Below are 20,781 nucleotides of genomic sequence, written 5' to 3' on the forward strand. Positions count from 1 at the left end.
CGGCGAGCGCGGCGATGGGCTGGGCGAGATCAGGGGCGGTTAAAGGCACCATGTCGGGAACCTTCATGCAGATGGCGCTCAACGAAGCGCGCGCGGCAGCCGAGCGGGGCGAGGTTCCGGTCGGCGCGGTTCTCGTGCGCGGGTCGGAGGTTGTCGCCCGCAACGGCAACCGCACGCGCGAGCTGAACGATCCCACCGCCCATGCGGAAATGCTGGTGGTCCGCGCGGCGGGCGCGCAGCTCAAGACCGAACGTCTGATGAACTGCGACCTCTACGTGACGCTGGAACCCTGCGCCATGTGCGCGGCGGCGCTGTCCTTCGCGCGCATCCGCCGGCTCTATTTCGGCGCACCCGACCCCAAGGGGGGCGCCGTGGAGCACGGCCCCCGCTTTTTCTCCCAGCCCACCTGCCACCACGCGCCGGAAGTCTATGGCGGCATCGCCGAGCGGCAGGCGGCCGAGGTGCTGCGGGCGTTCTTCCAGGAACGCCGGTAGTCGGTCTACGGCCGTCCCTGCGCCAGGAACGGCATGGCCACATCGAGCATCGCCTTCGGGGCTTCCTCCGCCACGAAGTGGCCGGCCTCGATGGCCTGTCCTTCCACCTGCGGGGCAAACGCCTTCCAGGCCTCCAGCGGGCTGGCGCCCCGGCTCGGGATGCCGGCGGCGCCCCACAGCGCGAGCGTCGGGCAGGAGAGGGTTCGGCCGGCGGCGATGTCCGCCTCGTCATGGGCGAGGTCGATGGTGGCCCCGGCCCGGTAATCCTCGCACAGGGCGTGCAGCCGGTCGGGCGAGGAAATCGCTGCGCGATAGGCCGCCATGGCGCGCGGATCGAAGGCCGAAAGGTCCTTGTGCGCCGTCCAGCTCGCCATGGTCCAGTCGAGGAACCATGCGGGATTGCCACCCACCAGCTTCTCGGGAAGGGGCTTCGGCTGGGCCAGCATCGCCCAGTGATAGACCTGCAGCGCCCGCGCCCGGTCCATACGATGCCACATCACGTAGGTGGGCACGATGTCGAGCAGCACCAGCCGGTCGAGACGGCCCGGATGGTCCAGCCCCAGCCGGTAGGCGGCCCGCGCGCCGCGGTCATGGCCCATGACGGAGAAATGGGCGAAGCCGAGGCTTTCCATCACCTCCACCATGGCGGCTGCCATGGCGCGCTTGGAATAGGGAAAATGATCGGCTCCGCCCTCCGGCGCCGCGCTCCAGCCGTAGCCGGGCAAATCGGGAATGATGAGGGTGTGCTGCTCGGCGAGCTTGGGTGCCACGCGATGCCACATCACGTGGCTCTGGGGGAAACCGTGGAGCAGGAGCAGGGGAGCACCCGTTCCCCCCTGCCGCAGGAAGATGCGGCCGGCCTTCGTATCCACGTAGTGCGAGGCAAATCCGGGAAACAGATCAGACAGATCGGACACATGAACCTCCCTCTCGCCGTCCCGTGGGCCGGGGCGGCCGGAATTGCGGACAGCTCTTCAAGACGGGACTAAGGCGGCGGGTTCCGGGATCAGTCGAACACCTTGTCGGCCGCAGTGATGAGACCGAGGCTCGGCGAGGACGCGCAGAATCCGGCAAGTTTTTCGGCATTCTTCACGAACTTGTCCGTGTCGATCACCGGCGGCGCGTCGTCGTCCTTGTAGTAGGCATCGAGCCACGTAAGGATGATGGTGATCGTATCCTTGTCCGCCTGCAGGAACTGCTGGCAGGTCATGGTCGAAAGATCCCATTTCTCTGCCGCCGCCGGGCTCAGGCCCGCAAACAGGACGATTGCACCAACACCAAGACGTTTCAGCATTGCGCCCTCCCATGATGCTGCGGCCGTTTCGGCCTGCGCCGGTATGATGCGCCGGGGAACGGAGCGGCACCAGCCGGAGGCCGGCTCCCCGGCCAAGCACGTTCGCGCGAGGCCGTCAGCGCGCGTCGAGCACGGCGGCGCAGGCGTCGGGCAGATCGGCGAGGGTGAGGGGCGGCTTGGGCTTGGAGGGTTCCTTCTCCGGCTTGGGGTGCAGCACGGCGTCGGTGAACCACCAATCCAGCTCCGATCCGCAGCCATCCCCCGTCGGCGGGGCCTCCTGCGGCCGGCAGTCGGGGCTGGAGGCCGGGCAGGTGAGGCGGATGTGCATGTGGTAGTCGTGCCCCCAATAGGGCCGCACCTTGGCGAGGAAGGACCGGTCGCCCGTCGCCTCCCGGCACAGCGCCTTCTTGATGGCGGCATTGACGAAAATGCGCTCCACCCGCGGCTCGACGGCGGCGGCGCGGATCACCTTCCAGGTGTCCGGCCGCCAGTTGGCGGGATCGATGTCCTTGCGGTCGGCGCGGACCATCATGGAGGCGGACAGCTTTTCGCGCTCCTCGCGGGTGAGTTCGCGGCCGGGGCTGGGCGTCAGCCAGATGTCGGCGTCGAGGCCGATCTGGTGGGAGGCATGGCCGGTGAGCATGGGGCCGCCGCGCGGCTGGGCCATGTCGCCGACGAGAATGCCTTGCCAGCCAGACACTTGCGGCACCTTCGCCGAGAAGCGTTCCAGGAAGGCGACGAGGTCCGGATGGCCCCAGTTGCGGTTGCGGGACAGGCGCATGACCTGCCAGTTCGGACCGTTGACGGGCAACGCCTGGGCGCCGGCGAGGCAGCCCTTGGAATAGAAACCGATGCTGCGCGCGGCCATGGGGGCGGGCTGGGCGGCGCGGCCGAACAGCTCCTTGGCCGGCACCGGGGCTGCGGGGTTGTTCTGGGCGTACGCGGCGGTGCCGAGGAGGGCGAGGATTGCCGCGGCGGCGAGCCGACGCATCAGCTCGTAACCTTTTGTGCCATCACGACGAATCCGCCGTCGCTCCGGGTGCCGGGGTGGGCGGGCAGGTCGGTGAGGAACAAGGTCGTGCCCGGCGTCACCAGAGCGGCCACCTGCTTGTTGATGGAGGGATCGACGCTGATCCGGGCCAGCGCATCCTGCGCCAGGCCGGCCACGACGCCGTTCCCCTCATAGGAGACGGCGCTCCAGCGGGGCGCGGCTCCGTCCTTGCTCATGAGCACATAGACAAGGTTTCCCAAGGGGTTCTGCGGATCGCGGATGCTCACCGGACCCTGCACGGCGGTCTGTGCGCCCTTGAGGACGGTGATGGAGCTGTCGGCCCGGCTCACCACCATGGAGACGGGCTCCGGGGCGGCGGTGGCATCCTGGGGGGCGCCTTCGCCGGTCGCGGAGGTGGCGAGCTGCTGCTCCAGACCCTCGCTCATGATAAGTCCCGGATGCAAAACATCTTCTGGCGCCGAATGGCGGTCGGCGATGATGACCGGGGTGCCCAGGTGGGTGATGCCGAAGACCAGCTTGGAGAAGGCCAGGGGCAGGTGCACGCAGCCGTGGGAGGAGGGGTATCCGGGGAGGCCGCCTGCGTGCAACGCCACGCCCGACCATGTCAGGCGCTCCGTGTAAGGCATTGATGCGTCGTTATAAAGCGAGGAATGGTGGTCCACGTCCTTGCCCAGGATTGTGAATACCCCGGTAGGGGTTTCGTGCCCGTCCTTGCCGGTCGAGACCGTGGAGGCCCCTATACGGACACCGTTTCGGTAGACGAAGCAGAGCTGGTCCGACAGATTCACCACGATGGCCACGAAGCCGTCCGGCGAGCGCTCGGGATACCAGACGTAAGTGCCTGGTTTCAGGGCCTTAATTTCCGCGATGTCGGGATCGTCGGCGGCGGTGGCGGGCAGCAGGGAGTCCGCCACAAGGGCGCCGGCGAGGGTCGCGGCGAGCTTCAGGGTTCCGCGGCGGGAGAGGCTGAACGGGACGGCCATCGGCGATTCACCCCAGGTTTCCGAATCGGGTTTCACCACGTTTTCGCCCGGGGTTCGGGGCCTGTCCAATGGTGTCAGCTCTCGAATCGATACCTCATCCCAGCATGGGCACGGTTCGCTCCACGTTAATACCGTTCGCCGTGATCCGGCAGGCGAGGCCGATGGCCTCCACCCCGGCGTCCCGCGCCCGGTCGAAGGCGCGTCCATAGCCGGGGTCGAGATCGCGGGCGAGGGCGATGGACCCGGCCGAGCCGATCTGGCTGATATAGACCATGACCGCCCGCCGCCCGGCCGCCACCTCGCCGGCCAGTTCATCGAGGTGCTTGGCGCCGCGGGCGGTCACGCAGTCGGGGAACTCGGCCTTTCCGGGCGCGCGCATGAGGTGGACGTTCTTCACCTCCACGAAGCAGTCGGGGCGGGCGTCGTCTTCCAGCTTGATGTCGACGCGGCTGGCCTTGCCGTATTTCACCTCCCGCCGCATCCGGGCGTAGCCGGCGAGGGCGGGCACCTGGCCGGCGGCGATGGCCTCGGCCACCAGCAGATTGGGGTGCATGGTGTTCACCCCCACCCATTCCGGCCCGGCGCCGAAATCCGCCTCCACCAGCTCCCAGCTCAGGGCCAGCTTGCGGGCGGGGTTGAGGGAACGGGAGAGGAGGACGCGGCTGCCGGGGGCATCGAGCCCCAGCATGGCACCGGAATTGGCCACATGGGCGGTGGTCTCGGTGCCGTCGTCCAGCACCACGTCGGCGAGGAAGCGCTTGTAGCGCCGCACGAGGCGGCCCGGCAGCAGGGGGGCGGCGAACAGCATCAGGCCGTCGCGTCGCCGGAAGGGGCGCGGGTCGGGGCCGCATCGCGATCGTCGCTGCGGCCGGCGAGGCACATGAGGGTCTGGGTGGCGGTGGCGCAATGGGTGCGGGTGCCGCCGGCCTCGGCATAGACCTCCACCTTCGCCACGGTGAGGGTGCGCCCCGCCCGCGTCACCTCGCCCACGGCCACCAGCCGTTCCCCTTTGCCGGGGGCCATGATGTTGATCTTGTACTCCACCGTCAGCACGGTCGAATCCGGCGGGAACAGGCTGTAGGCGGCATAGCCGCCGGCGGTGTCGGCGATGGCGCCGATGGAGCCGCCGTGGAAATAGCCGTGCTGCTGCGTCACCTTCTCCGCATGGGGCAGCACGATCTCCACCCGCCCTGGCGCCACCGCGCCGAGGGTGGCGCCGATGAGGGTCATGAAGGGCTGGCGGGCGAAGCTGTCGCGCACCTTGGTCTCATAGGCGGGGTCGCGGGGGGTGAAGGGCTCGGTCACGGTGGCCGTCATGCTGGGAGGAGGAAGAGGAGGGAGGATAGCCGGGTGATGACGGCACCTCCAACGGAAAGGCTGGCCGGCGGGCGCTGCGGAATTTCCCAGCGTTGACAGCGGCCGGGCCGGCGCCTCTTCTGCGCATGGGGCTGCGGGCGACCGCGGCGGGGGGCAGGGTCACATGAGCTACGTCTATCTTCTGATCGCCATCGTTGCCGAGGTCATCGCCACCTCGGCGCTGAAGCAGGCGGAAGGCTTCACCAAGTTCGGCCCCTCGGTGATCGTGGTGGTGGGCTATTGCATCGCCTTCTTCTGCCTGTCGCTCACCCTGCGCACGCTGCCGGTGGGCATCGCCTATGCCATCTGGTCCGGCGTCGGCATCGTGCTCGTCACCGGATTCGCCTGGGTCTATTACGGCCAGAAGCTGGACCTGCCGGCGCTGATCGGCCTCGGGCTCATCATCGCCGGCGTCATCGTCATCAACCTGATGTCCAAAAGCGTCGCGCACTGAAGCCTACAGCTCCTCGGCACCCTCTTTGGCGCGGGCGAGGAGCGTCTTCGCCGCGATGAGCGCGTCCTTCTCCGGGTCGTGCACCACGGCGCCGAATGAGCCGGCGAGGGCGGCGAGCACCGCCATGGCGCTCACCTCCTCGCGGATGTCGCCGCTCCACTTGATGTCGGCGGCCACGTCCCGCGCGCCCAGCACGGGGGCGAGGGCGGGAGATTTGCCGCCATCCTCCCCCACGTCGCGAAATCGCAGGGTGAAGCCGGCATCCTCGCCCTGGAGGGTACAGGGCAGGTAGCCGGAGGTTAAAAGCGGCACATAGCCGTCATCCAGCACCAGCTTGAGCTTGAAGGCATCGAGCGCCGCCTGAAGCGCGGCACGGTCGGGCACATCGGCCCGGTTGAGATAGGCGGTACGGGCGCGTGCCATGGCGGGCAGCTCCAAGGATTGAAATATGGGGGCCGGTCGGGCCGGCGGCGATGAAATGGCGGGAGTTTAGAGGATTCCTGCGGGAGACGGAATCCGCCGTTCCCCGGACAAGCGACGGCGCAGCCGGAGCGCCGTCGCCTTTGCGTCTGCTGTTGCTTTTCGGCTGAAACGGAAGGCCCGCCCCCCACTATCGTCATCGCCCGGCTCGTCCGGGCGATCCACCCCGCCGCTGGTGCGCTGTGCGATCATCCGTCCCGGTCCAACCGTGGATCGCCCGGACGCGCCGGGCGATGACGGCACCAGGTTACAAGGACGGCGCGCCTTATCGCCCCGCCGCTCTCCCGCCCTCGTTCCCCGGACAACCGACGGCGCAAGCCGGAGCGCTGATCCGGGGTCCAGCGCAAGGGTTCCGCGCAGCGGGCAAAGCCTGAGGGCGTTGGGCAAGGAAGCGCCTTCGGCGGTCTCTTGCGCTGGGTCCCGGCTCGCATTCCGCTGCGCTGCATGCGTCCGGGACGCGAGGGTGGTTCCCCGGACAAGCGACGGCGCAGCCGGAGCGCCGATCCGGGGTCCAGCGCAAGGGTTCCGCGCAGCGGGCAAAACCTGAGGGCGTTGGGGGCAGGAAGCGCCTTCGGCGGCCTTTTGCACTGGACCCCGGCTCGCATTCCGCATGCGCTGCATGCGTTCGGGGCGCGAGGGCGGTTCCCCAAAACGAAAACGGCGCCCCGGCGGTGAGGCCGGGACGCCGTGTTCAAAGCTTGCAACCGGCGCCGGGGTGCCGGCGCCGCAGGCCTCAGGCCAGAATCAGGCTTCCTCGCCTTCCTCGGCGGCGATCTCGGCGGCCACGGCGGCGCGCTCGATGGCGAGCTCGGCCTCGATCTCGGCGTCCTCGTCACGGGCGGTCCGCACGTCCTCGCCGCGGGCCTGGCGCTCGGCCTCTTCCGCGTTGCGGGCGACGTTGACCTGCACGGTCACCTCGACCTCGGGGTGCAGGCTCACCGGCACCACATGCAGGCCCAGGGTCTTGATGGGGTGGTTCATCACGATCTGGCCGCGGTCGAGGCTGAAGCCGTTGGCGGTGAAGCCCTCGGCGATGTCGCGGGTGGAGACCGAGCCGTAGAGCTGGCCGCTCTCGCCCGCCTGACGGATCATGATGACGGCTTGGCCGGCGAGCTTCTCGGCCACCGCCTCGGCGTCCTTGCGGCGCTCCAGGTTGCGGGCCTCGAGCTCGATCTTCATGGTCTCGAACCGCTCCTTGTTCGCCTTGGTGGCGCGCAGGGCCTTGCCGTTCGGCAGCAGGTAGTTGCGGCCGAAGCCGTCCTTCACCTTCACCACTTCGCCCATCTGGCCGAGCTTGGCGACGCGCTCGAGAAGAATGACGTCCATTTTGGTTCTCCTGTCTCTGATCGTTGGATTTACGGTGTTTTTCAGCGGTCGTTCGCGGCGGGCGGGCTTTGCCCGGAGCCCATGCGCGAGCGGAAGTCGAACATGGCGTCGGCGAAGCCGAGCAGCGCCATGGCGAGGATCGGCCAGCTGAGCGCGGCGGCGGTGAGCCACAGCCCGGCGAGGATGAGGAAGCGGGCCGAGTGGCCGATGGTCACCGCATGGACCACGGCGAAGCCCGCCAGCGCGTAGGCGCACACCAGCGTCGCGGCCGCGGCGGAGGCGGACAGCCCCAGCATCGCCCCGGCCATGGACAAGGCGATCGCCACCGCCAGCACCAGCGAGGTGACGGGCGGCAGGCGGAAGGCCGACAAAGTCGGCCACGGACGCCTGAGGCGGCCGGAGATCAGCGCGGCGCGGGCCGCGAGATAGAGGCAGACGAGCTGCGAGACCATGGCCGCCACCGCCACCATGGCAGGCAACATGTGCGCGAAGGCAGCGCCCAGGACCTTGACATCGGCCTGTGGCTTGTCGGGCAGCATCTGACCCGAGACGAACGCCTCGTACATCACCACGAACATGGCCACCACCGTGCGGCGATAGCTCTCGTAGTCACCGGCGACGGCGAACAAGGCGATGATGACGGCGAGGGTCGAGACGGCGGCGGAGAGCAGCACCAGCCCACCCACCGGGAACCACACCAGCCCGTCGCGGCCGGCCGGATCGGGCCGTGCGAGCATGGCCGCATAGGACAAGGCGAAGGCCGGTCCGCCGATGCTGACCGCGTAGGTGAGGACGAGGCTGCCGCCGAAGGCGAGGCCGATCCCCGCCCCGCCCACGAGAACCGCCACCAGCGCCGAGAGCGGCGAGAAGGCGATGCCGGCGATCATCACCGGCAAAGGCGAGAGATAGAACAGGGGCACGGCCAGCGCCGATCCCGCCGCGGCTCCGGCGGCAAGAAGGGCAGATGCGAGGCCGGCAGCCACGCCTGTGAGAAGAAGGTACACCATCTCGACAAGCTGTCCCGCGGATGCGGTTAGAGGCGGCATCGCCGCCCCAGCAGACGTTCCGGGGGTCATTCCCCGAAGCGCGTCTTTCAAAAAAGTTCGCCCTCCCGGAGGAGGGCGAACCGGTTCAGCGGATCACGCGATCAGCGGATCACGAAGGGCAGCAGGCCGAGGAACCGCGCGCGCTTGATGGCGGCGGAGAGCTCGCGCTGCTTCTTGGCGGAGACCGCCGTGATGCGCGAGGGCACGATCTTGCCGCGCTCGGAGATGTAGCGCTGCAGGAGACGCACATCCTTGTAGTCGATCTTCGGCGCGTTCGGGCCGGAGAAGGGGCAGGTCTTGCGACGGCGGAAGAAGGGACGGCGCTGACCGCCGCCGGCGCCGGCACCACCGGACGATGCGAAAGCCATCAGTTGCCCTCCTCGGCCTGCACTTCATCGGTCGGACGCGGACGGCGCGGCCGATCCTCACGGCCGCCGAAGCGGTCGCCACGATCACCGCGGTCGCCACGCTCTCCGCGCTCGCCACGGTCGTCCCGGTCACGCTTCTGGAGCATGGCGGAGGGACCCTCCTCGTGCTCCTCGACGCGCAGGGTGAGGATGCGCAGGACGTCCTCGTCGATGCGCTGCTGGCGCTCCAGCTCCTGCACCGCCGCCGCGGGGGCGTCGATGTTGAGGAGGGTGAAGTGGGCCTTGCGGTTCTTGTTGATGCGATAGGTGAGGGACTTCACGCCCCAATACTCGGTCTTACCGACCGAGCCGCCATTCGCCTCGATGACACCCTTGAACCGGGTGGTGAGTTCCTCGACCTGCTGCGCCGTGACGTCCTGGCGCGCGAGGAACACGTGCTCGTAGAGCGGCATGTGTTCACTGCCTTTCGGTTTCACTCTTCCGTCCACCGGCGCCAAGCCCTTCTTGCCTTTCGGAAAGGCGCGAAGCTCGGAAGGCGGGGACACGGGACGACGGACTTTCGCCCTGTCTTCCGACGCCTTGGCCAAACCCGTGGGATGGGCCGCGGCAAAAGAAGACCGTCCGTTCAGCCCCCGGCCGGGTGCGACGGAAGCGGGGCGTATAGCAGGTTTCGGCGGAAAGGCAAGGCGGGAGGGGGCCGCCCAGGCTCTCTCTCCTACGGCCCGATCCAGGTTTGCCCACCCGCGCCTTCCAGGCGGATGCGGGCGAAATCGGCGAGGCCCGTGCCGCGCTGGAAGGCGCTCAGGGCGATGATCCACACACCCACCACCCGCGCCGGATCGGCGCCGCCCACGCAGCGCCGGTAGTCGGACAGCAGCGGCTGCCGCTCGCCGAGCCACTGGCCGAGGCCCTCGGCGCCGGAGCGCACGGCCATATGGGTCTCCACCTGGTCCCACCAGGGCAGCGGGCAGCGGAAGGTGGTGCCCACCGGCAGGGAGGAGCTCCAGAAATAGGTCAGGTCCTGCCCGGTGTCGAACTCCACCGCGAGGGAGAGATAGTCGTGGGTCGGCGCGATGTCCTCGGCGACCGTGGAGGGCAGGCGCTGGATGCGCCAGTCCCAGGCGATGGCAAGGTCGTCGGTCAGCTCCAGGCTGAGCGGATATTTGATGATGCCGGCATCCTCGACGCAGCGGCAGGCGATGCGCGGGGGCGCGTCCGTGTCCACCGCCTCGCAGAAGATGGAGGTGGCGCCCACCCGCCACAGGGGCGCCCAGCCCGGCGGCAGCGGGCGAAAGGCCGCGATCCGCGCGACCTCGCGGGCCGCAAGGCCAGTGGAATCGACCGCCGCGAAGGCGGCAAGGCCCGCGTCCCGGTCGCCGCGCCAGACCAGAGCCGCGACGCAAAGGCCACCGTCCTCCAGGGTCGAGGCGGGATCGAAGCGCCCGCTTTCGTCGATCCACTGCCCCGCCAGGTGGCAGATCAGCTCGAGCGGCCCGTCCCGCTCGGCGGTGAAGCTGAAGGTGTCGCCTCCCACCTTGCCGATGGGGCCGTCGCCGATGCGGTACCAGAGCGACAGACCGCCGGTGACGAACAGGTCGAAAGCGCGGGAGAGCCAGGCGATGCCCGAAGACAGGAGTGTGACCGTCTCGCCCCGCGTGACGGATATTCCAGTCGCCATCCATTGGGCGTCATGGGCCGGCAGGTGGAGCACTGCGCCCGCCCGTACCTCCGCCTGCACCGCACCAACGGCTGTGCGAAGGGCAGCCTGAACCGCTTCCGGCGCCTCGATTTCAGAAGATTTGCTCATGTTGCGTTCCATCCCTGAAGGTGCGCGGGCGGTTGTGCCGCCCGTCAGCCGCGAGGATGGCGCGGGGCCGGCGGCGGTTCTTGCCATTTCGCGACAGGACGAGACGCGGATGACCGGATGGGGCCTCACCAAGGCCCGCTCCATGGGGCGGGTCGCAGAGGTGGTGGAGCGCGCGGGCGGCTCACCCGCGAGGGTGTTCCGCGCCGCCGAACTCCCGCTGCGGCTGGTGGACCATCCCGAGCGGCTGATCCTCCTGCGCGACCAGTTGCGCCTCATCGCCTGCGCGGCGCGGGAGATCGGCGATCCGGCGCTGGGGGCGCGGCTGTCGGTGGAAGCCGGCATCCCCGGCCTCGGCGCCCTCGCCGACCACGTTCTCGGCGCCGACCGGCTCGACGTGGCCATCGCCCGCGCCAACGGCATGATGGGCACCCTGCTGCAATCCTCGACGCGAATCGAACTCTGGGCCGAAGACGGGATCGCCCACTGGACCTATGGCGTCACCGACCGCTCCGACGAAGGGCGCCAGTTCAACGAATGCCTCGCCCTCGGCTACATGCTCGATCTGCTGCGCCGGTTCATCGGCCCGCGCTTCACCCCACTGCGGGCGGCGGTGGCCGGGCCGCCCCTCCCTGGCCGGACGGCGGTCGAGGATGTGCTGCGCACGGATCTTGGCCGCAGCGCCCGCGCCCTTGTGAGCTTTCCCGAGGCGCATCTCCTTGCGGAAAACCCCGCACCCAGGCCGCAGCGGGTGGAGCCCGCGGGGCGGGAGACCATCCCCGACGATCTGGTGGGGCTGGTGGAGCACCTGATCCGGCTGGAGCTTCTGGCGGGGCGGCCGGCGCTGGCGCCGGTGGCGCGGCGGCTCGGCATGTCGGCGCGCACGCTGCAGCGCCGGCTTGTGCTTCGCGGCATCACGTTCGAGCAGGTCACCCGGTCGGTCCTCAGGGCCGAGGCGGAGAGCCTGTTGCGGCAGCGCCGAGTTTCCATCGCCGCGGTCGCGTTGGACCTCGGCTATTCGGAGCCGGCCCATTTCACCCGGGCGTTCCGCGGCTGGACCGGCCTCTCCCCCCGCGCCTGGCAGCGCCGGAGCGCCTGAGCCGGGGCGGAAAGCGAACTGCCCTCAATACAGCCCGACGCTGGCAGGCGGCCGCGGCGCGGCGGTCGGCTTGGCGCTCGCGGGCTTGGCCGTCGCGGTCGTCGCCGGCTTCGTGCCGGTGGAGCCGGTGGTGTTGGCGGCGGCGGCCGCGCCCTGGGGCTTCGGCTTCTTCTTCGGCGCCGGGTTCAGGGAGGCGACCTTGGGCTCCGGCATCGCCTTGTTCATGGCGATGAGCTGGGAGACGGTGACGAACTTGTAGCCCTTGGCGATGAGGTCATCGAGCGTCTTCGGCATGGCGTCCACCGTGGTGGGGTGGATGTCATGGGAGAGGATGATCGCGCCCGGATGCACGTTCTTCAGGATGCGGTCGTGGATGACCTGCGCGTTGCGGTCCTTCCAGTCCAGCGGGTCCACGGACCAGTAGATGAAGGTGGAGCCGAACTTCTCGCGCAGATGCGCCCGCAGCGCCGGGGTCATGGCGCCGTAGGGCGGGCGCAGATTGTGGATCTTGAGGCCGGTGATCTGCTCGATGGCGGCGTTGGTGTCGCCGATCTGCTTGTCGGCGGCGGCCACGGGGATCTTGGGCAGCTGGGGGTGATCCCAGGAATGGTTCGCCACCTCGTGCCCCTGCGCGATCATCTGCTTGATGATGTTGGGCGAGGCGACGGCGCGGCTGCCGAGCACGAAGAAGGTGGCCTTGATGCCGCGCTGCTCCAGCATCTTCAAAAGGCGCGGCGTGGTCTCGGGGTTGGGGCCGTCGTCGAAGGTCATGGCGATGTAGGGGCCATCGACCGTCGCCGAGGAATAGGCGATGAGATTGTGCGGGTTGGTGCCCGTCGCCTCGGCCGCGGGCGCCGCCATGCCGGTGCTCGAGGGCAGGTTCGGCGGCGGCGGCTCCATCATGGAGGAGGGCACGGGCCCGGTCATCAGCGCGGGGTGCGGCGCGGTGAAGGTCGACGTGGGCGGCGCGGAAGGCGCGGTTCCGGACGGCGTCAGAGTCTGCGCGCAGGCGGGGACGATGACGGTGGCGGAGAGGAGAGCGGCGGCAAGAAGCGCCGGAAATCCCCGGATGGCCTTCACTTCAGGCTTCACGGCGGAACCACTTTCTGATGCGGACGTGCAGAGCTGCGCCCAATGTCCATCGCTCGTTATGGATAAATTGTGAAGCGGGCGTGGCCAACCCCCAGTTTCCTTATCGTAAGGTTGGCTTGACACGCGATTCGAGAATCGCCCTGACGCGGCTCTTGCCACCCCCTTGCCTTGACTCGCCCACAATCCCGGTGTCTCTCCGCTCGCCAATTTCCAGCCGGAGGCCGCCCATGACCGAAGGGTCGCGCACAACACCCCAGACTGCCTTCATTTTTCCCGGTCAGGGCAGCCAGGCCGTGGGCATGGGCAAGGCCCTCGCCGACAATTTTCCGGCCGCCAAGGCCGTGTTCGAGGAAGTGGATGCCGCCCTCGGCGACAGCCTGACGCGGGTGATGTGGGAAGGCCCTTCCGACGAACTGACCCTCACCGCCAACGCCCAGCCGGCGCTGATGGCGGTATCCATTGCCGCGCTGCGGGTTCTCGAATCGGAAGCGGGGCTTGATCTTGCCCGCGAGGCGGCCTTCGTCGCCGGCCATTCGCTGGGCGAATATTCGGCGCTGGCCGCCGCCGGCGCCCTCACCGTCACCGAGGCGGCGCGGCTCCTGCGCATCCGCGGCCGCGCCATGCAGGATGCGGTGCCGGTGGGCGAGGGCGCCATGGCCGCTTTGCTCGGCCTCGACTACGACCAGGCCGTCGCGGTGGCGGCGGAAGCCGCCGGCGACGACGTGTGCGAGGCGGCCAACGACAACGCCCCCGGGCAGGTGGTGGTCTCCGGCACCAAGGCCGCCGTGGAACGCGCCATCCTCATCGCCAAGGAGCGCGGCGCGCTGAAGGCGGTGCTGCTGCCGGTGTCCGCCCCCTTCCATTGCCGCCTCATGGGCCCGGCCGCCGAGGCCATGGAAGTGGCCCTCTCCGGCTCCACCGTGATGACGCCCCGCGTGCCGCTGGTGGCCAACGTGCGCGCCTCCCCCGTCACCGATCCGGCCGAGATCGTCCGCCTGCTGGTGGAGCAGGTGACGGGCACCGTGCGCTGGCGCGAAAGCGTGATCTACATGGCCGGCGCGGGCGTGAACCGCGTGGTCGAGGTGGGTGCCGGCAAGGTGCTCTGCGGCCTCGTGAAGCGCATCGACAAGCAGATCGCGGCGAGCGCCGTGGGCACGCCCGACGACGTGGCCGCCTTCATCGCCGCCCGCAACGCGGCCGCTTCCGCCGCCTGACATCTTCTCACCGACGGGCGCCCTCCCCGGAAAAATCCGGGCGAGGGCGCCCTTGTGTCGGGACACCACCCGACCAAGCCGATACAACCGGCGGCGCAAAAGCCGCGACACCCGAAAGAAACTGGGGGCTGACATGTTCGATTTGACCGGCAAGACCGCGCTCGTGACCGGCGCCACCGGCGGCATCGGCGGCGCCATCGCCAAGGCGCTGCACGCCCAGGGCGCCACCGTCGCCGTCTCCGGCACCCGCCGCGAGGCGCTCGACGCCATCGCCGCCGAGATGGGCGGCGAGCGCGTGTTCGTGCTGCCGTGCAACCTCGGCAACACCGAAGAGGTGGAGAAGCTCATCCCCGCCGCCGAGGAGGCGCTGGGCGGGCATGTGGACATTCTCGTCAACAATGCCGGCATCACCCGCGACAACATCTTCATGCGCCTGTCCGACGAGGCGTGGGACCAGGTGATCGCGGTGAACCTCACCGCCGCCTTCCGCCTGTCGCGCGCCGCCGTGCGCACCATGATGCGCCGCCGCTCCGGCCGCATCATCTCCATCACCTCCATCGTCGGCGTCACCGGCAATGCGGGGCAGGGCAATTATGCCGCCGCCAAGGCCGGCATGATCGGCATGTCCAAGTCGCTGGCGCAGGAAGTCGCCTCGCGCGGGGTGACGGTGAACTGCATCGCCCCCGGCTTCATCGCCACCCCCATGACCGACGCGCTCAACGAGAAGCAGCGCGAGGGCATCCTCAAGGCCGTGCCCGCCGCCAAGCTCGGCACGCCCGAGGACATCGCCGCCGCCTGCGTCTATCTCGCGTCCAATGAAGCCGCCTACGTCACCGGCCAGACGCTGCACGTCAACGGCGGCATGGCGATGATCTGAGGCCCTTCGATCCCGCATCCCGACGTCCGCCTGCTACCTTCAACCGGGCGTAAGTTGTAAGCGGGATCGGAACACTTCTATCCTAGAGATGCGTGCGGGGGATGGGAGGCACGCATGAGGATAGAGCGTGTGCGTGCGGGCTCTCGGCCGGCAAACGTCCCCCTGCGGCAGAAGCCCAGGGGCATTGTTTCGCATTTCTGGCGCCGCATCCTCGATCTCACTCTCGTGCTGTGGGTGGTCCGGGTTCCGCTGCTGAGCGTCCTCCTCGGCCTCGCGCTGATGGCGGGGGTGACGCAGGCGCAGGACGTGACCCTCGACGTGGCCATGGCCGGCGCCCCGGTGGGCGCCGCGGCCGGCCTCTCCCGCGCCATTTTCTCCCTCGTCGCCGCCGTCTTCCTGCTATGGGCCATGCCGGTGCACTACGCCGCGCGCCTGCTGGTGGAGACGGACAACGGCCTCGCGGTGCTGGTCGCCCGGCGCGATGCCTCGGCCGGTCACCGCGGCATCGTCGGGCGTGACCGGCTGATGGCGGCGATGGTGCGCGAGGTGCCCCGCCTCATCGGCCTTGCGCCCTTCCTCGCCTTCGCCATGGGCGCCAATGCGGCCATCGGCAATCTGCCGACGCTGGCCGACCGCCCCGCCATCGCCGCCGCCCACCACCAGTTGGTGCTGCTCGTCTGGGCCATGCTCGCGGCGGTGCCGCTCTTCTATCTCTATTGCGTGCTGCGCGGACGGCTGACGCGGGTGAGAGCCCTCGCCGCGCTGGACCGCGTGCTCGGGCGGTGGCTGAAGCCGGTGTTCGGCCTGCTGGCGATCGCGCCGAGGCGGGACGATGCGGCGGGCCAACTCCACGCCTCCGGCCGCCTCGCGCTCCTCTTCTACGCCTTGCTGGTGGTGGCGGTGCTGGTGGCGAGCCCGCACTGGCTCGCCGCGCGCCTGCCGCTCGCCTTTGCCGTGCCGCTCATCTTCGGCGGCTGGGTGCCGATCCTCGCCTATCTGTCCTCGGTGGGGCGGCGCTTCCATGTGCCGATCCTGACCGGCCTGTTCATCGCCGGGGCCGTCGGCGTCTACGTGTTCGGCGACAATCACGCGGTGCGCACCGTGACCGCCGACGAGCCGGCCTATCGCCGCACCAGCCTCGTCCAGGCCGTCCATCTGTGGATGCGGGCCAATGGCTGCGCGGAGCAGCCCTCATCCTGTCCGCGCCCGATCATCGTGGCCGCCGCGGGCGGGGCGAGCCGGGCGGGCTTCTTCACCGCCAGCGTGATCGGCCATTTCCTCGACTACGACCGGCAGAAGCAGGCCTTCGGCTTCACCCGCGCCGATGGCTCGAAGGTGAGCCGCGCGGCGCGGGACGACGGGCGCTTCTCGGCGGCCATCCAGAGCGTGCTCGACGGCCAGGAACGCCAGGGGAAGAACGTCGCCACCCACCTCTTCGCCCTCTCCGGCGTCTCGGGCGGCTCCTACGGCGCGGCGGTGGTGGCCGCCGCCTTGTCCGCCCGCACCGGGACTGCGCCGCCGTGCCCCACCGAAGCGCCGGCCCACTGGTTCGGCGGCGCCATCCACGGCTGGCGCGACTGCCTGGAGAGCATGACGGCGGACGACTTCCTCACCGCCACCTTCTTCGGCCTCGCCTTCCACGATCAGGTGCAGCTCTTCCTGCGCGATCGCGCCGCGCTGCTGGAGGAGGCCTGGGAGGCGAGCTTCGCCCGCCATGTGGCGGCGGCGGGCGCCAATGCCGGCCCCGGCGCCGCGCGCCGCCTCTCCGAGCCCTTCCTCGGCGCCCCGCGCGATCCCGAGCACTGGGTGCCCTATCTCGTGCTCAACGGCACGTCGGTGGAGACCGGCCAGCGCATCATCACCACCGACATCCTGCCGACCTACGCGGCCTCCAGCCGCTGCCCGAGCGGCGGCCCCACGGCCGAATGCCCCATCTTCACCCACGCCATCGACTTCCACAGCCTCGTGCGCTCGGACCTCGACGTGCGGCTCTCCACGGCGGCCACCAACTCGGCCCGCTTCCCGGTGATCTCGCCCCCCGGCTCCATCTATCAGGTGGACACGGACGTGGTGGATCGCATCGTGGACGGCGGCTATTTCGAGAATTTCGGCGCCGAGAGCGCGCTGGAGCTGGCGCAGGCCATGGTGGACGTGGAGCCGGCCCTCGCGCCCTTCGTCCTCGTCGTCTCCAACGATCCCCAGAGCGTGCTCACCGAGGAGCGCACCGCCCGCGGCGTGGTGGTGCCGGACGCGGCGGAGCAGAGCTTTCTGCCTGAGGTCGTCGGCCCCGTCGATGCCATCGGCGCGGTGCGCAGCGGGCGCGGCCGGCTCGCCGTGGCCCATGCCGCCGCCTGGCTCGATGGCCGCTTCGGCGGGCGCTGCGCGGTGAACCTCGTGCAGATCAAGGTCTGGCCCGAGGACAGCGCCGGCCATTGCCCGGTGGGCACGGCGACGCCGGAGAAGATCCGGCAGGTCTCCATGAGCTGGTGGCTCTCCAAGCCCGTGCAGATGAACCTGCACGAGCAATTGGAGCCCACCGCCGACCGCTGCAACAACCGCACCGCCGTGGAGCAGGTGTGGACCGCCCTCGCCACACGCTCGGAAGCCTGCACCGGGCCGACGCCCTGAGGCGGGCTCATCCGGCCCGCACGCCCCCCGCGGGTCAAATCGTCGCGTGCCGTATTGCGGTGCGGCACGGTTGGTGTTTTCATTTCGAGGTTGCGGCGCTTCAGGCCGGGAATTTCGGGGCGCAGGGGGTGGCCCGAACCATCCGGTGCCGGGAAGCGGGAAAGGATCGAGCGGACGAAACCGGAGGCGGCCGATGGAACGGTTGCTGGAGACACTTCTGCGTCGTGTCGTCGTCGATGGCGCGCTGAAGGTGACGACGGCCTCGGGCCGCACCTTCACCGTGAAAGGCTCCCCCCGCGCCGGACCGATCCCCGAGCCGCTCGCCGTGCGCTTCACCACCGCCGAGGCCGAGCGGGGCATCGTGCTTGATCCCGAGCTGAAGCTCGGCGAAGCCTATATGGACGGCACGCTGGTGATGGAGGAAGGCAGCATCGCCGACCTCCTCGCGCTGCTCATGTCCCAGCCCGCATCCTTCAATCCCAGCGTGCCGGCCAAGGCGTTCCATGTGCTGCGGCGGCTCGGGCGGCGCATCGCCCAGTTCAACCCGCCCGAGCGGTCGCGGCGCAACGTGGCGCACCATTACGACATCGACGGCCGGCTCTATTCCCTCTTCCTCGATCACGACCGGCAGTACAGCTGCGCCTATTTCGAGCATGAGGGGCAGAGCCTCGACGATGCCCAGCTCGCCAAGAAGCGCCACATCGCGGCGAAGCTGGTGCTGGACCGGCCGGGGCTGAAGGTGCTGGACATCGGCTCCGGCTGGGGCGGGCTCGCCCTCTATCTCGCCGAGATGGCGGGGGCTGAGGTCTCCGGCGTCACCCTCTCGCAGGAGCAGCTGGCGCTCGCCACTGCCCGCGCCGACGAGCGGGGCCTGGCGGGGCATGTCTCATTCTCCTTGCAGGACTATCGGGACGTGGAGGGCCCGTTCGACCGCATCGTCTCGGTGGGCATGTTCGAGCATGTGGGCGTGGACCACTACGGCGCCTTCTTTCGCAAGGCGCGGAGCCTCTTGAAGGACGACGGGGTGATGCTGCTGCACGCCATCGGCCGCTCCGACCCGCCCGGCGTCACCAACCCGTTCATCGCCAAATACATTTTCCCCGGCGGCTACATTCCGGCGCTGTCGGAGGTGACGCCGCAGATCGAGAAGAGCGGGCTCGTCGTCACCGACATCGAGCTGCTGCGCCTGCATTATGCCGAGACGCTGAAGGCGTGGCGCCAGCGCTTCCTCGCCCGCCGGGAGGAGGCGGCGCGGCTCACCGACGAGCGCTTCTGCCGCATGTGGGAATTCTACCTCGCCGCCAGCGAGATGGGCTTCCGCCATCAGGGCCTGAACGTGTTCCAGATCCAGCTGGCGCGCCGCCAGGAGGCGGTGCCGCTCACCCGCGGCTACATGGCCGAGGCCGAGGCGCGGCTCAGGTGGGCGGAAGCGGCGCAGGGTGCACCGCTTCGGCTGGCGGGGGAGTAGGGGGCCCGACGGGCGCCGGCGACGCCGGCGGCCTGTTCCCCGGACCAGCGACGGCAAAAGCCGGAGCGCCGAGCCGGGGGCCAGCGCAAGACTCCCCGCGCAGCGGGGCAAAGCCCGAGGATCGTAAGGCCCGGAAGCGCCTACGGCGGTCCCTTGCGCTGGGCCCCGGCTCGCATTCCGCTCACGCTGCATGCGTCCGGGGCGCGAGGGTGGTGCGTATGCCACCGTCATGCCCGCCCCCTCAGACGAAATACAGCCAGGTGATCAGCGCGAAGGGCGGCAGCAGGAAGCTGAACGACCAGGCCATGTAGCCGAAGAAGCTCGGCATCTTCACGCCGCGATGACGGGCGATGGAGAGCACCATGAAGTTGGGCGCGTTGCCGATATAGGTCAGCGCGCCCATGAACACCGCGCCGGCCGAGATCGCCTCCAGCGTCACCGCGAGCGGCCCCATGAGCTGGTGGGGATCGCCGCCGGCGAGGTTGAAGAACACGAGGTAGGTCGGGGCATTGTCGAGGAAGGCGGAGAGGGCGCCCGTCAGCCAGAAGTACCAGACGTTCACCGGCTGGCCGTCCGGCGTGGTGACGAGGTTGACCAGCGGGGCGAGGGCGCCGCTGGCGCCGGCCTTCAGGATGGCGATGACGGGGATGATGGTGAGGAAGATGGCGGCGAACAGCTTCGCCACTTCCAGGATGGGCTCCCAGTCGAAGCCGTTGCGCTCGCGCACCAGCGCCGGGGTGATGGCCAGCGAGATCAGCGCGAACACCACGAGCAGCACGTCGCGCACCACCCATTGCAGCTCCAGATGGGTGCCGTAGACGTCGAAATTGATGCCCGGCTTCCACAGCGCCGAGATGAGGATGGCGCCGATGATGCCGCCGAGCAGCGGCAGGTTCTGCGCCCCGCGCAGGCCGAGGCTGTCGGTCGCCGGGGTGGGGTCCGGCGGATTGCGGATCACCTCGTCCTCGCGGGCGTAGAAGAAGCGGTCCAGCAGGTAATAGGCGACGAGCAGGATGGCCGCGATCACCGCCGTGTCGTGCAGCAGGTGGGTGGTGGTCCAGAAGAAGTTCACGCCCTTCAGGAAGCCGAGGAACAGGGGCGGGTCGCCCAGCGGCGTCAGCGAGCCGCCGATGTTCGACACCAGGAAGATGAAGAACACCACCGTGTGCACATTGTGCCGGCGGTCGTCATTGGCGCGCAGCAGCGGGCGGATGAGCACCATGGAGGCGCCGGTGGTGCCGATGAGGCTGGCGATCACCGTGCCGAAGGCCAGGATCACCGTGTTGACCAGCGGCGTTCCCTTGAGATTGCCGGTGACGAGGATGCCGCCGGACACGGTGAACAAGGCGAACAGCAGGATGATGAAGGGGATGTATTCCAAGAGTGCCGTGTGCACCACCTCGTGCGCCGTCGCCGACGGGCCGTAGGTGAGCGAGAAGGGCACCGCGAAGGCCAGCCCCCAGAACAGCGCCACCTTGCCGTAATGGTGGTGCCAGAAGTGGTTCGCGAGCAGCGGGAACAGGGCGATCGACAGCAGCATGCCGGCGAAGGGGATGCCCCAGAGCAGCGGAAGCTTCGCGCCGTTGAGGGCGGGAACCCCGTCCGCCGCAAGCGCAGGCGCGGCTGATAGGGTGGTCAGGAGGAGTGTTGCGGCAATTCCCGAAGCGACTCTCATCCCGCGACCCGGCGCCGTCATCGCCACCCTCCAGATTGATGTCCCCACGGTTTGATGGACGATGGGCCGGCATGTGGCAAGGCCAAACCGGCCGCCGTCGTCCTTCAGTGA

Annotated in this window: 21 protein-coding genes; 7 read left to right on the forward strand and 14 right to left on the reverse strand. The window is 69.4% G+C overall.

The window, feature by feature from the left end; genetic code table 11:
• Window positions 1-50: 50 nt before the first annotated feature.
• Window positions 51-494 carry a nucleoside deaminase gene (locus A37E_RS0118110; protein ID WP_024279712.1) on the forward strand — a complete coding sequence of 148 codons (444 nt, stop codon included), beginning with the start codon at window positions 51-53 and terminating at the stop codon, window positions 492-494.
• Between the two features lie 5 nt (window positions 495-499).
• On the opposite strand, the gene A37E_RS0118115 is transcribed toward A37E_RS0118110, so the two are convergent.
• The 6 genes from A37E_RS0118115 to A37E_RS0118140 all read right to left on the reverse strand — a co-directional run bounded on the left by A37E_RS0118115 (window position 500) and on the right by A37E_RS0118140 (window position 5,088).
• A complete protein-coding gene (locus A37E_RS0118115; RefSeq protein WP_029557897.1) occupies window positions 500-1,411 on the reverse strand; it encodes an alpha/beta hydrolase in 912 nt (303 codons plus the stop codon).
• A gap of 89 nt (window positions 1,412-1,500) precedes the next feature.
• A complete protein-coding gene (locus tag A37E_RS0118120; RefSeq protein WP_156026371.1) occupies window positions 1,501-1,788 on the reverse strand; it encodes an HdeA/HdeB family chaperone in 288 nt (95 codons plus the stop codon).
• A gap of 115 nt (window positions 1,789-1,903) precedes the next feature.
• Entirely contained in the window at window positions 1,904-2,779 is an 876-nt protein-coding gene (gene mepA, locus A37E_RS0118125; protein WP_029557899.1) for a penicillin-insensitive murein endopeptidase, read from the reverse strand.
• The gene (locus tag A37E_RS0118130; RefSeq protein WP_029557900.1) at window positions 2,779-3,783 is read right to left on the reverse strand and encodes a L,D-transpeptidase; all 1,005 of its coding nucleotides are present in this window, start codon (window positions 3,781-3,783) and stop codon (window positions 2,779-2,781) included. Before A37E_RS0118130 ends, mepA begins: the two co-directional genes overlap by 1 nt.
• Before the next feature lie 94 nt (window positions 3,784-3,877).
• On the reverse strand, window positions 3,878-4,591 hold the full coding sequence (gene sfsA, locus A37E_RS0118135; RefSeq protein WP_029557901.1) for a DNA/RNA nuclease SfsA: 714 nt from the start codon (window positions 4,589-4,591) through the stop codon (window positions 3,878-3,880).
• The gene (locus tag A37E_RS0118140) at window positions 4,591-5,088 is read right to left on the reverse strand and encodes a PaaI family thioesterase (protein ID WP_245279372.1); all 498 of its coding nucleotides are present in this window, start codon (window positions 5,086-5,088) and stop codon (window positions 4,591-4,593) included. The genes sfsA and A37E_RS0118140 overlap by 1 nt, the downstream gene beginning before the upstream one ends.
• Before the next feature lie 175 nt (window positions 5,089-5,263).
• Between A37E_RS0118140 and A37E_RS0118145 the strand changes: the two genes are divergently transcribed.
• On the forward strand, window positions 5,264-5,593 hold the full coding sequence (locus A37E_RS0118145; RefSeq protein WP_029557903.1) for an SMR family transporter: 330 nt from the start codon (window positions 5,264-5,266) through the stop codon (window positions 5,591-5,593).
• Between the two features lie 3 nt (window positions 5,594-5,596).
• On the opposite strand, the gene A37E_RS0118150 is transcribed toward A37E_RS0118145, so the two are convergent.
• The 6 genes from A37E_RS0118150 to A37E_RS0118175 all read right to left on the reverse strand — a co-directional run bounded on the left by A37E_RS0118150 (window position 5,597) and on the right by A37E_RS0118175 (window position 10,620).
• Window positions 5,597-6,016 carry a hypothetical protein gene (locus A37E_RS0118150; RefSeq protein ID WP_029557904.1) on the reverse strand — a complete coding sequence of 140 codons (420 nt, stop codon included), beginning with the start codon at window positions 6,014-6,016 and terminating at the stop codon, window positions 5,597-5,599.
• A gap of 801 nt (window positions 6,017-6,817) precedes the next feature.
• Window positions 6,818-7,399 (reverse strand): 50S ribosomal protein L9, encoded by a 582-nt coding sequence (gene rplI / locus A37E_RS0118155; protein WP_024279703.1) that lies wholly within the window; start codon window positions 7,397-7,399, stop codon window positions 6,818-6,820.
• A gap of 41 nt (window positions 7,400-7,440) precedes the next feature.
• Window positions 7,441-8,406, reverse strand: coding sequence for a DUF2232 domain-containing protein (locus tag A37E_RS0118160; RefSeq protein ID WP_029557905.1), 966 nt, complete (start codon window positions 8,404-8,406; stop codon window positions 7,441-7,443).
• A 140-nt stretch (window positions 8,407-8,546) separates the two neighbouring features.
• On the reverse strand, window positions 8,547-8,813 hold the full coding sequence (gene rpsR, locus A37E_RS0118165) for a 30S ribosomal protein S18 (RefSeq protein WP_024279701.1): 267 nt from the start codon (window positions 8,811-8,813) through the stop codon (window positions 8,547-8,549).
• The gene (gene rpsF, locus A37E_RS0118170) at window positions 8,813-9,265 is read right to left on the reverse strand and encodes a 30S ribosomal protein S6 (RefSeq protein ID WP_024279700.1); all 453 of its coding nucleotides are present in this window, start codon (window positions 9,263-9,265) and stop codon (window positions 8,813-8,815) included. Before rpsF ends, rpsR begins: the two co-directional genes overlap by 1 nt.
• A 263-nt stretch (window positions 9,266-9,528) precedes the next feature.
• Complete coding sequence (locus A37E_RS0118175) at window positions 9,529-10,620, reverse strand: DUF3047 domain-containing protein (protein ID WP_197023009.1); 1,092 nt, start codon at window positions 10,618-10,620, stop codon at window positions 9,529-9,531.
• On the opposite strand from A37E_RS0118175, the gene A37E_RS27020 reads away from it, so the two are divergent.
• The gene (locus tag A37E_RS27020) at window positions 10,619-11,716 is read left to right on the forward strand and encodes an AraC family transcriptional regulator (protein ID WP_156026373.1); all 1,098 of its coding nucleotides are present in this window, start codon (window positions 10,619-10,621) and stop codon (window positions 11,714-11,716) included. The genes A37E_RS0118175 and A37E_RS27020 overlap by 2 nt on opposite strands.
• A gap of 24 nt (window positions 11,717-11,740) precedes the next feature.
• On the opposite strand, the gene A37E_RS0118185 is transcribed toward A37E_RS27020, so the two are convergent.
• Window positions 11,741-12,808, reverse strand: coding sequence for a polysaccharide deacetylase family protein (locus tag A37E_RS0118185; protein ID WP_156026374.1), 1,068 nt, complete (start codon window positions 12,806-12,808; stop codon window positions 11,741-11,743).
• Window positions 12,809-13,035: 227 nt separating this feature from the next.
• Here A37E_RS0118185 and fabD point away from each other — a divergent pair, with 227 nt between their 5' ends.
• From fabD to A37E_RS0118210, 4 genes are all read left to right on the forward strand, one after another.
• A complete protein-coding gene (gene fabD, locus A37E_RS0118195) occupies window positions 13,036-14,022 on the forward strand; it encodes an ACP S-malonyltransferase (RefSeq protein ID WP_029557910.1) in 987 nt (328 codons plus the stop codon).
• 133 nt (window positions 14,023-14,155) lie between these two features.
• Window positions 14,156-14,899 (forward strand): 3-oxoacyl-[acyl-carrier-protein] reductase, encoded by a 744-nt coding sequence (fabG, locus tag A37E_RS0118200; protein WP_029557911.1) that lies wholly within the window; start codon window positions 14,156-14,158, stop codon window positions 14,897-14,899.
• A gap of 129 nt (window positions 14,900-15,028) precedes the next feature.
• Complete coding sequence (locus A37E_RS0118205) at window positions 15,029-17,527, forward strand: hypothetical protein (RefSeq protein ID WP_029557912.1); 2,499 nt, start codon at window positions 15,029-15,031, stop codon at window positions 17,525-17,527.
• 193 nt (window positions 17,528-17,720) lie between these two features.
• Window positions 17,721-18,995 carry a cyclopropane-fatty-acyl-phospholipid synthase family protein gene (locus tag A37E_RS0118210; RefSeq protein ID WP_029557913.1) on the forward strand — a complete coding sequence of 425 codons (1,275 nt, stop codon included), beginning with the start codon at window positions 17,721-17,723 and terminating at the stop codon, window positions 18,993-18,995.
• Window positions 18,996-19,236: 241 nt separating this feature from the next.
• Here A37E_RS0118210 and A37E_RS0118215 read toward each other — a convergent pair whose 3' ends face one another.
• Window positions 19,237-20,670, reverse strand: coding sequence for a sodium:proton antiporter (locus tag A37E_RS0118215; protein ID WP_197023010.1), 1,434 nt, complete (start codon window positions 20,668-20,670; stop codon window positions 19,237-19,239).
• Between the last annotated feature and the right edge of the window lie 111 nt (window positions 20,671-20,781).

Source organism: Xanthobacter sp. 91 (genome assembly GCF_000702385.1).
Lineage (GTDB): Bacteria > Pseudomonadota > Alphaproteobacteria > Rhizobiales > Xanthobacteraceae > Xanthobacter > Xanthobacter aminoxidans.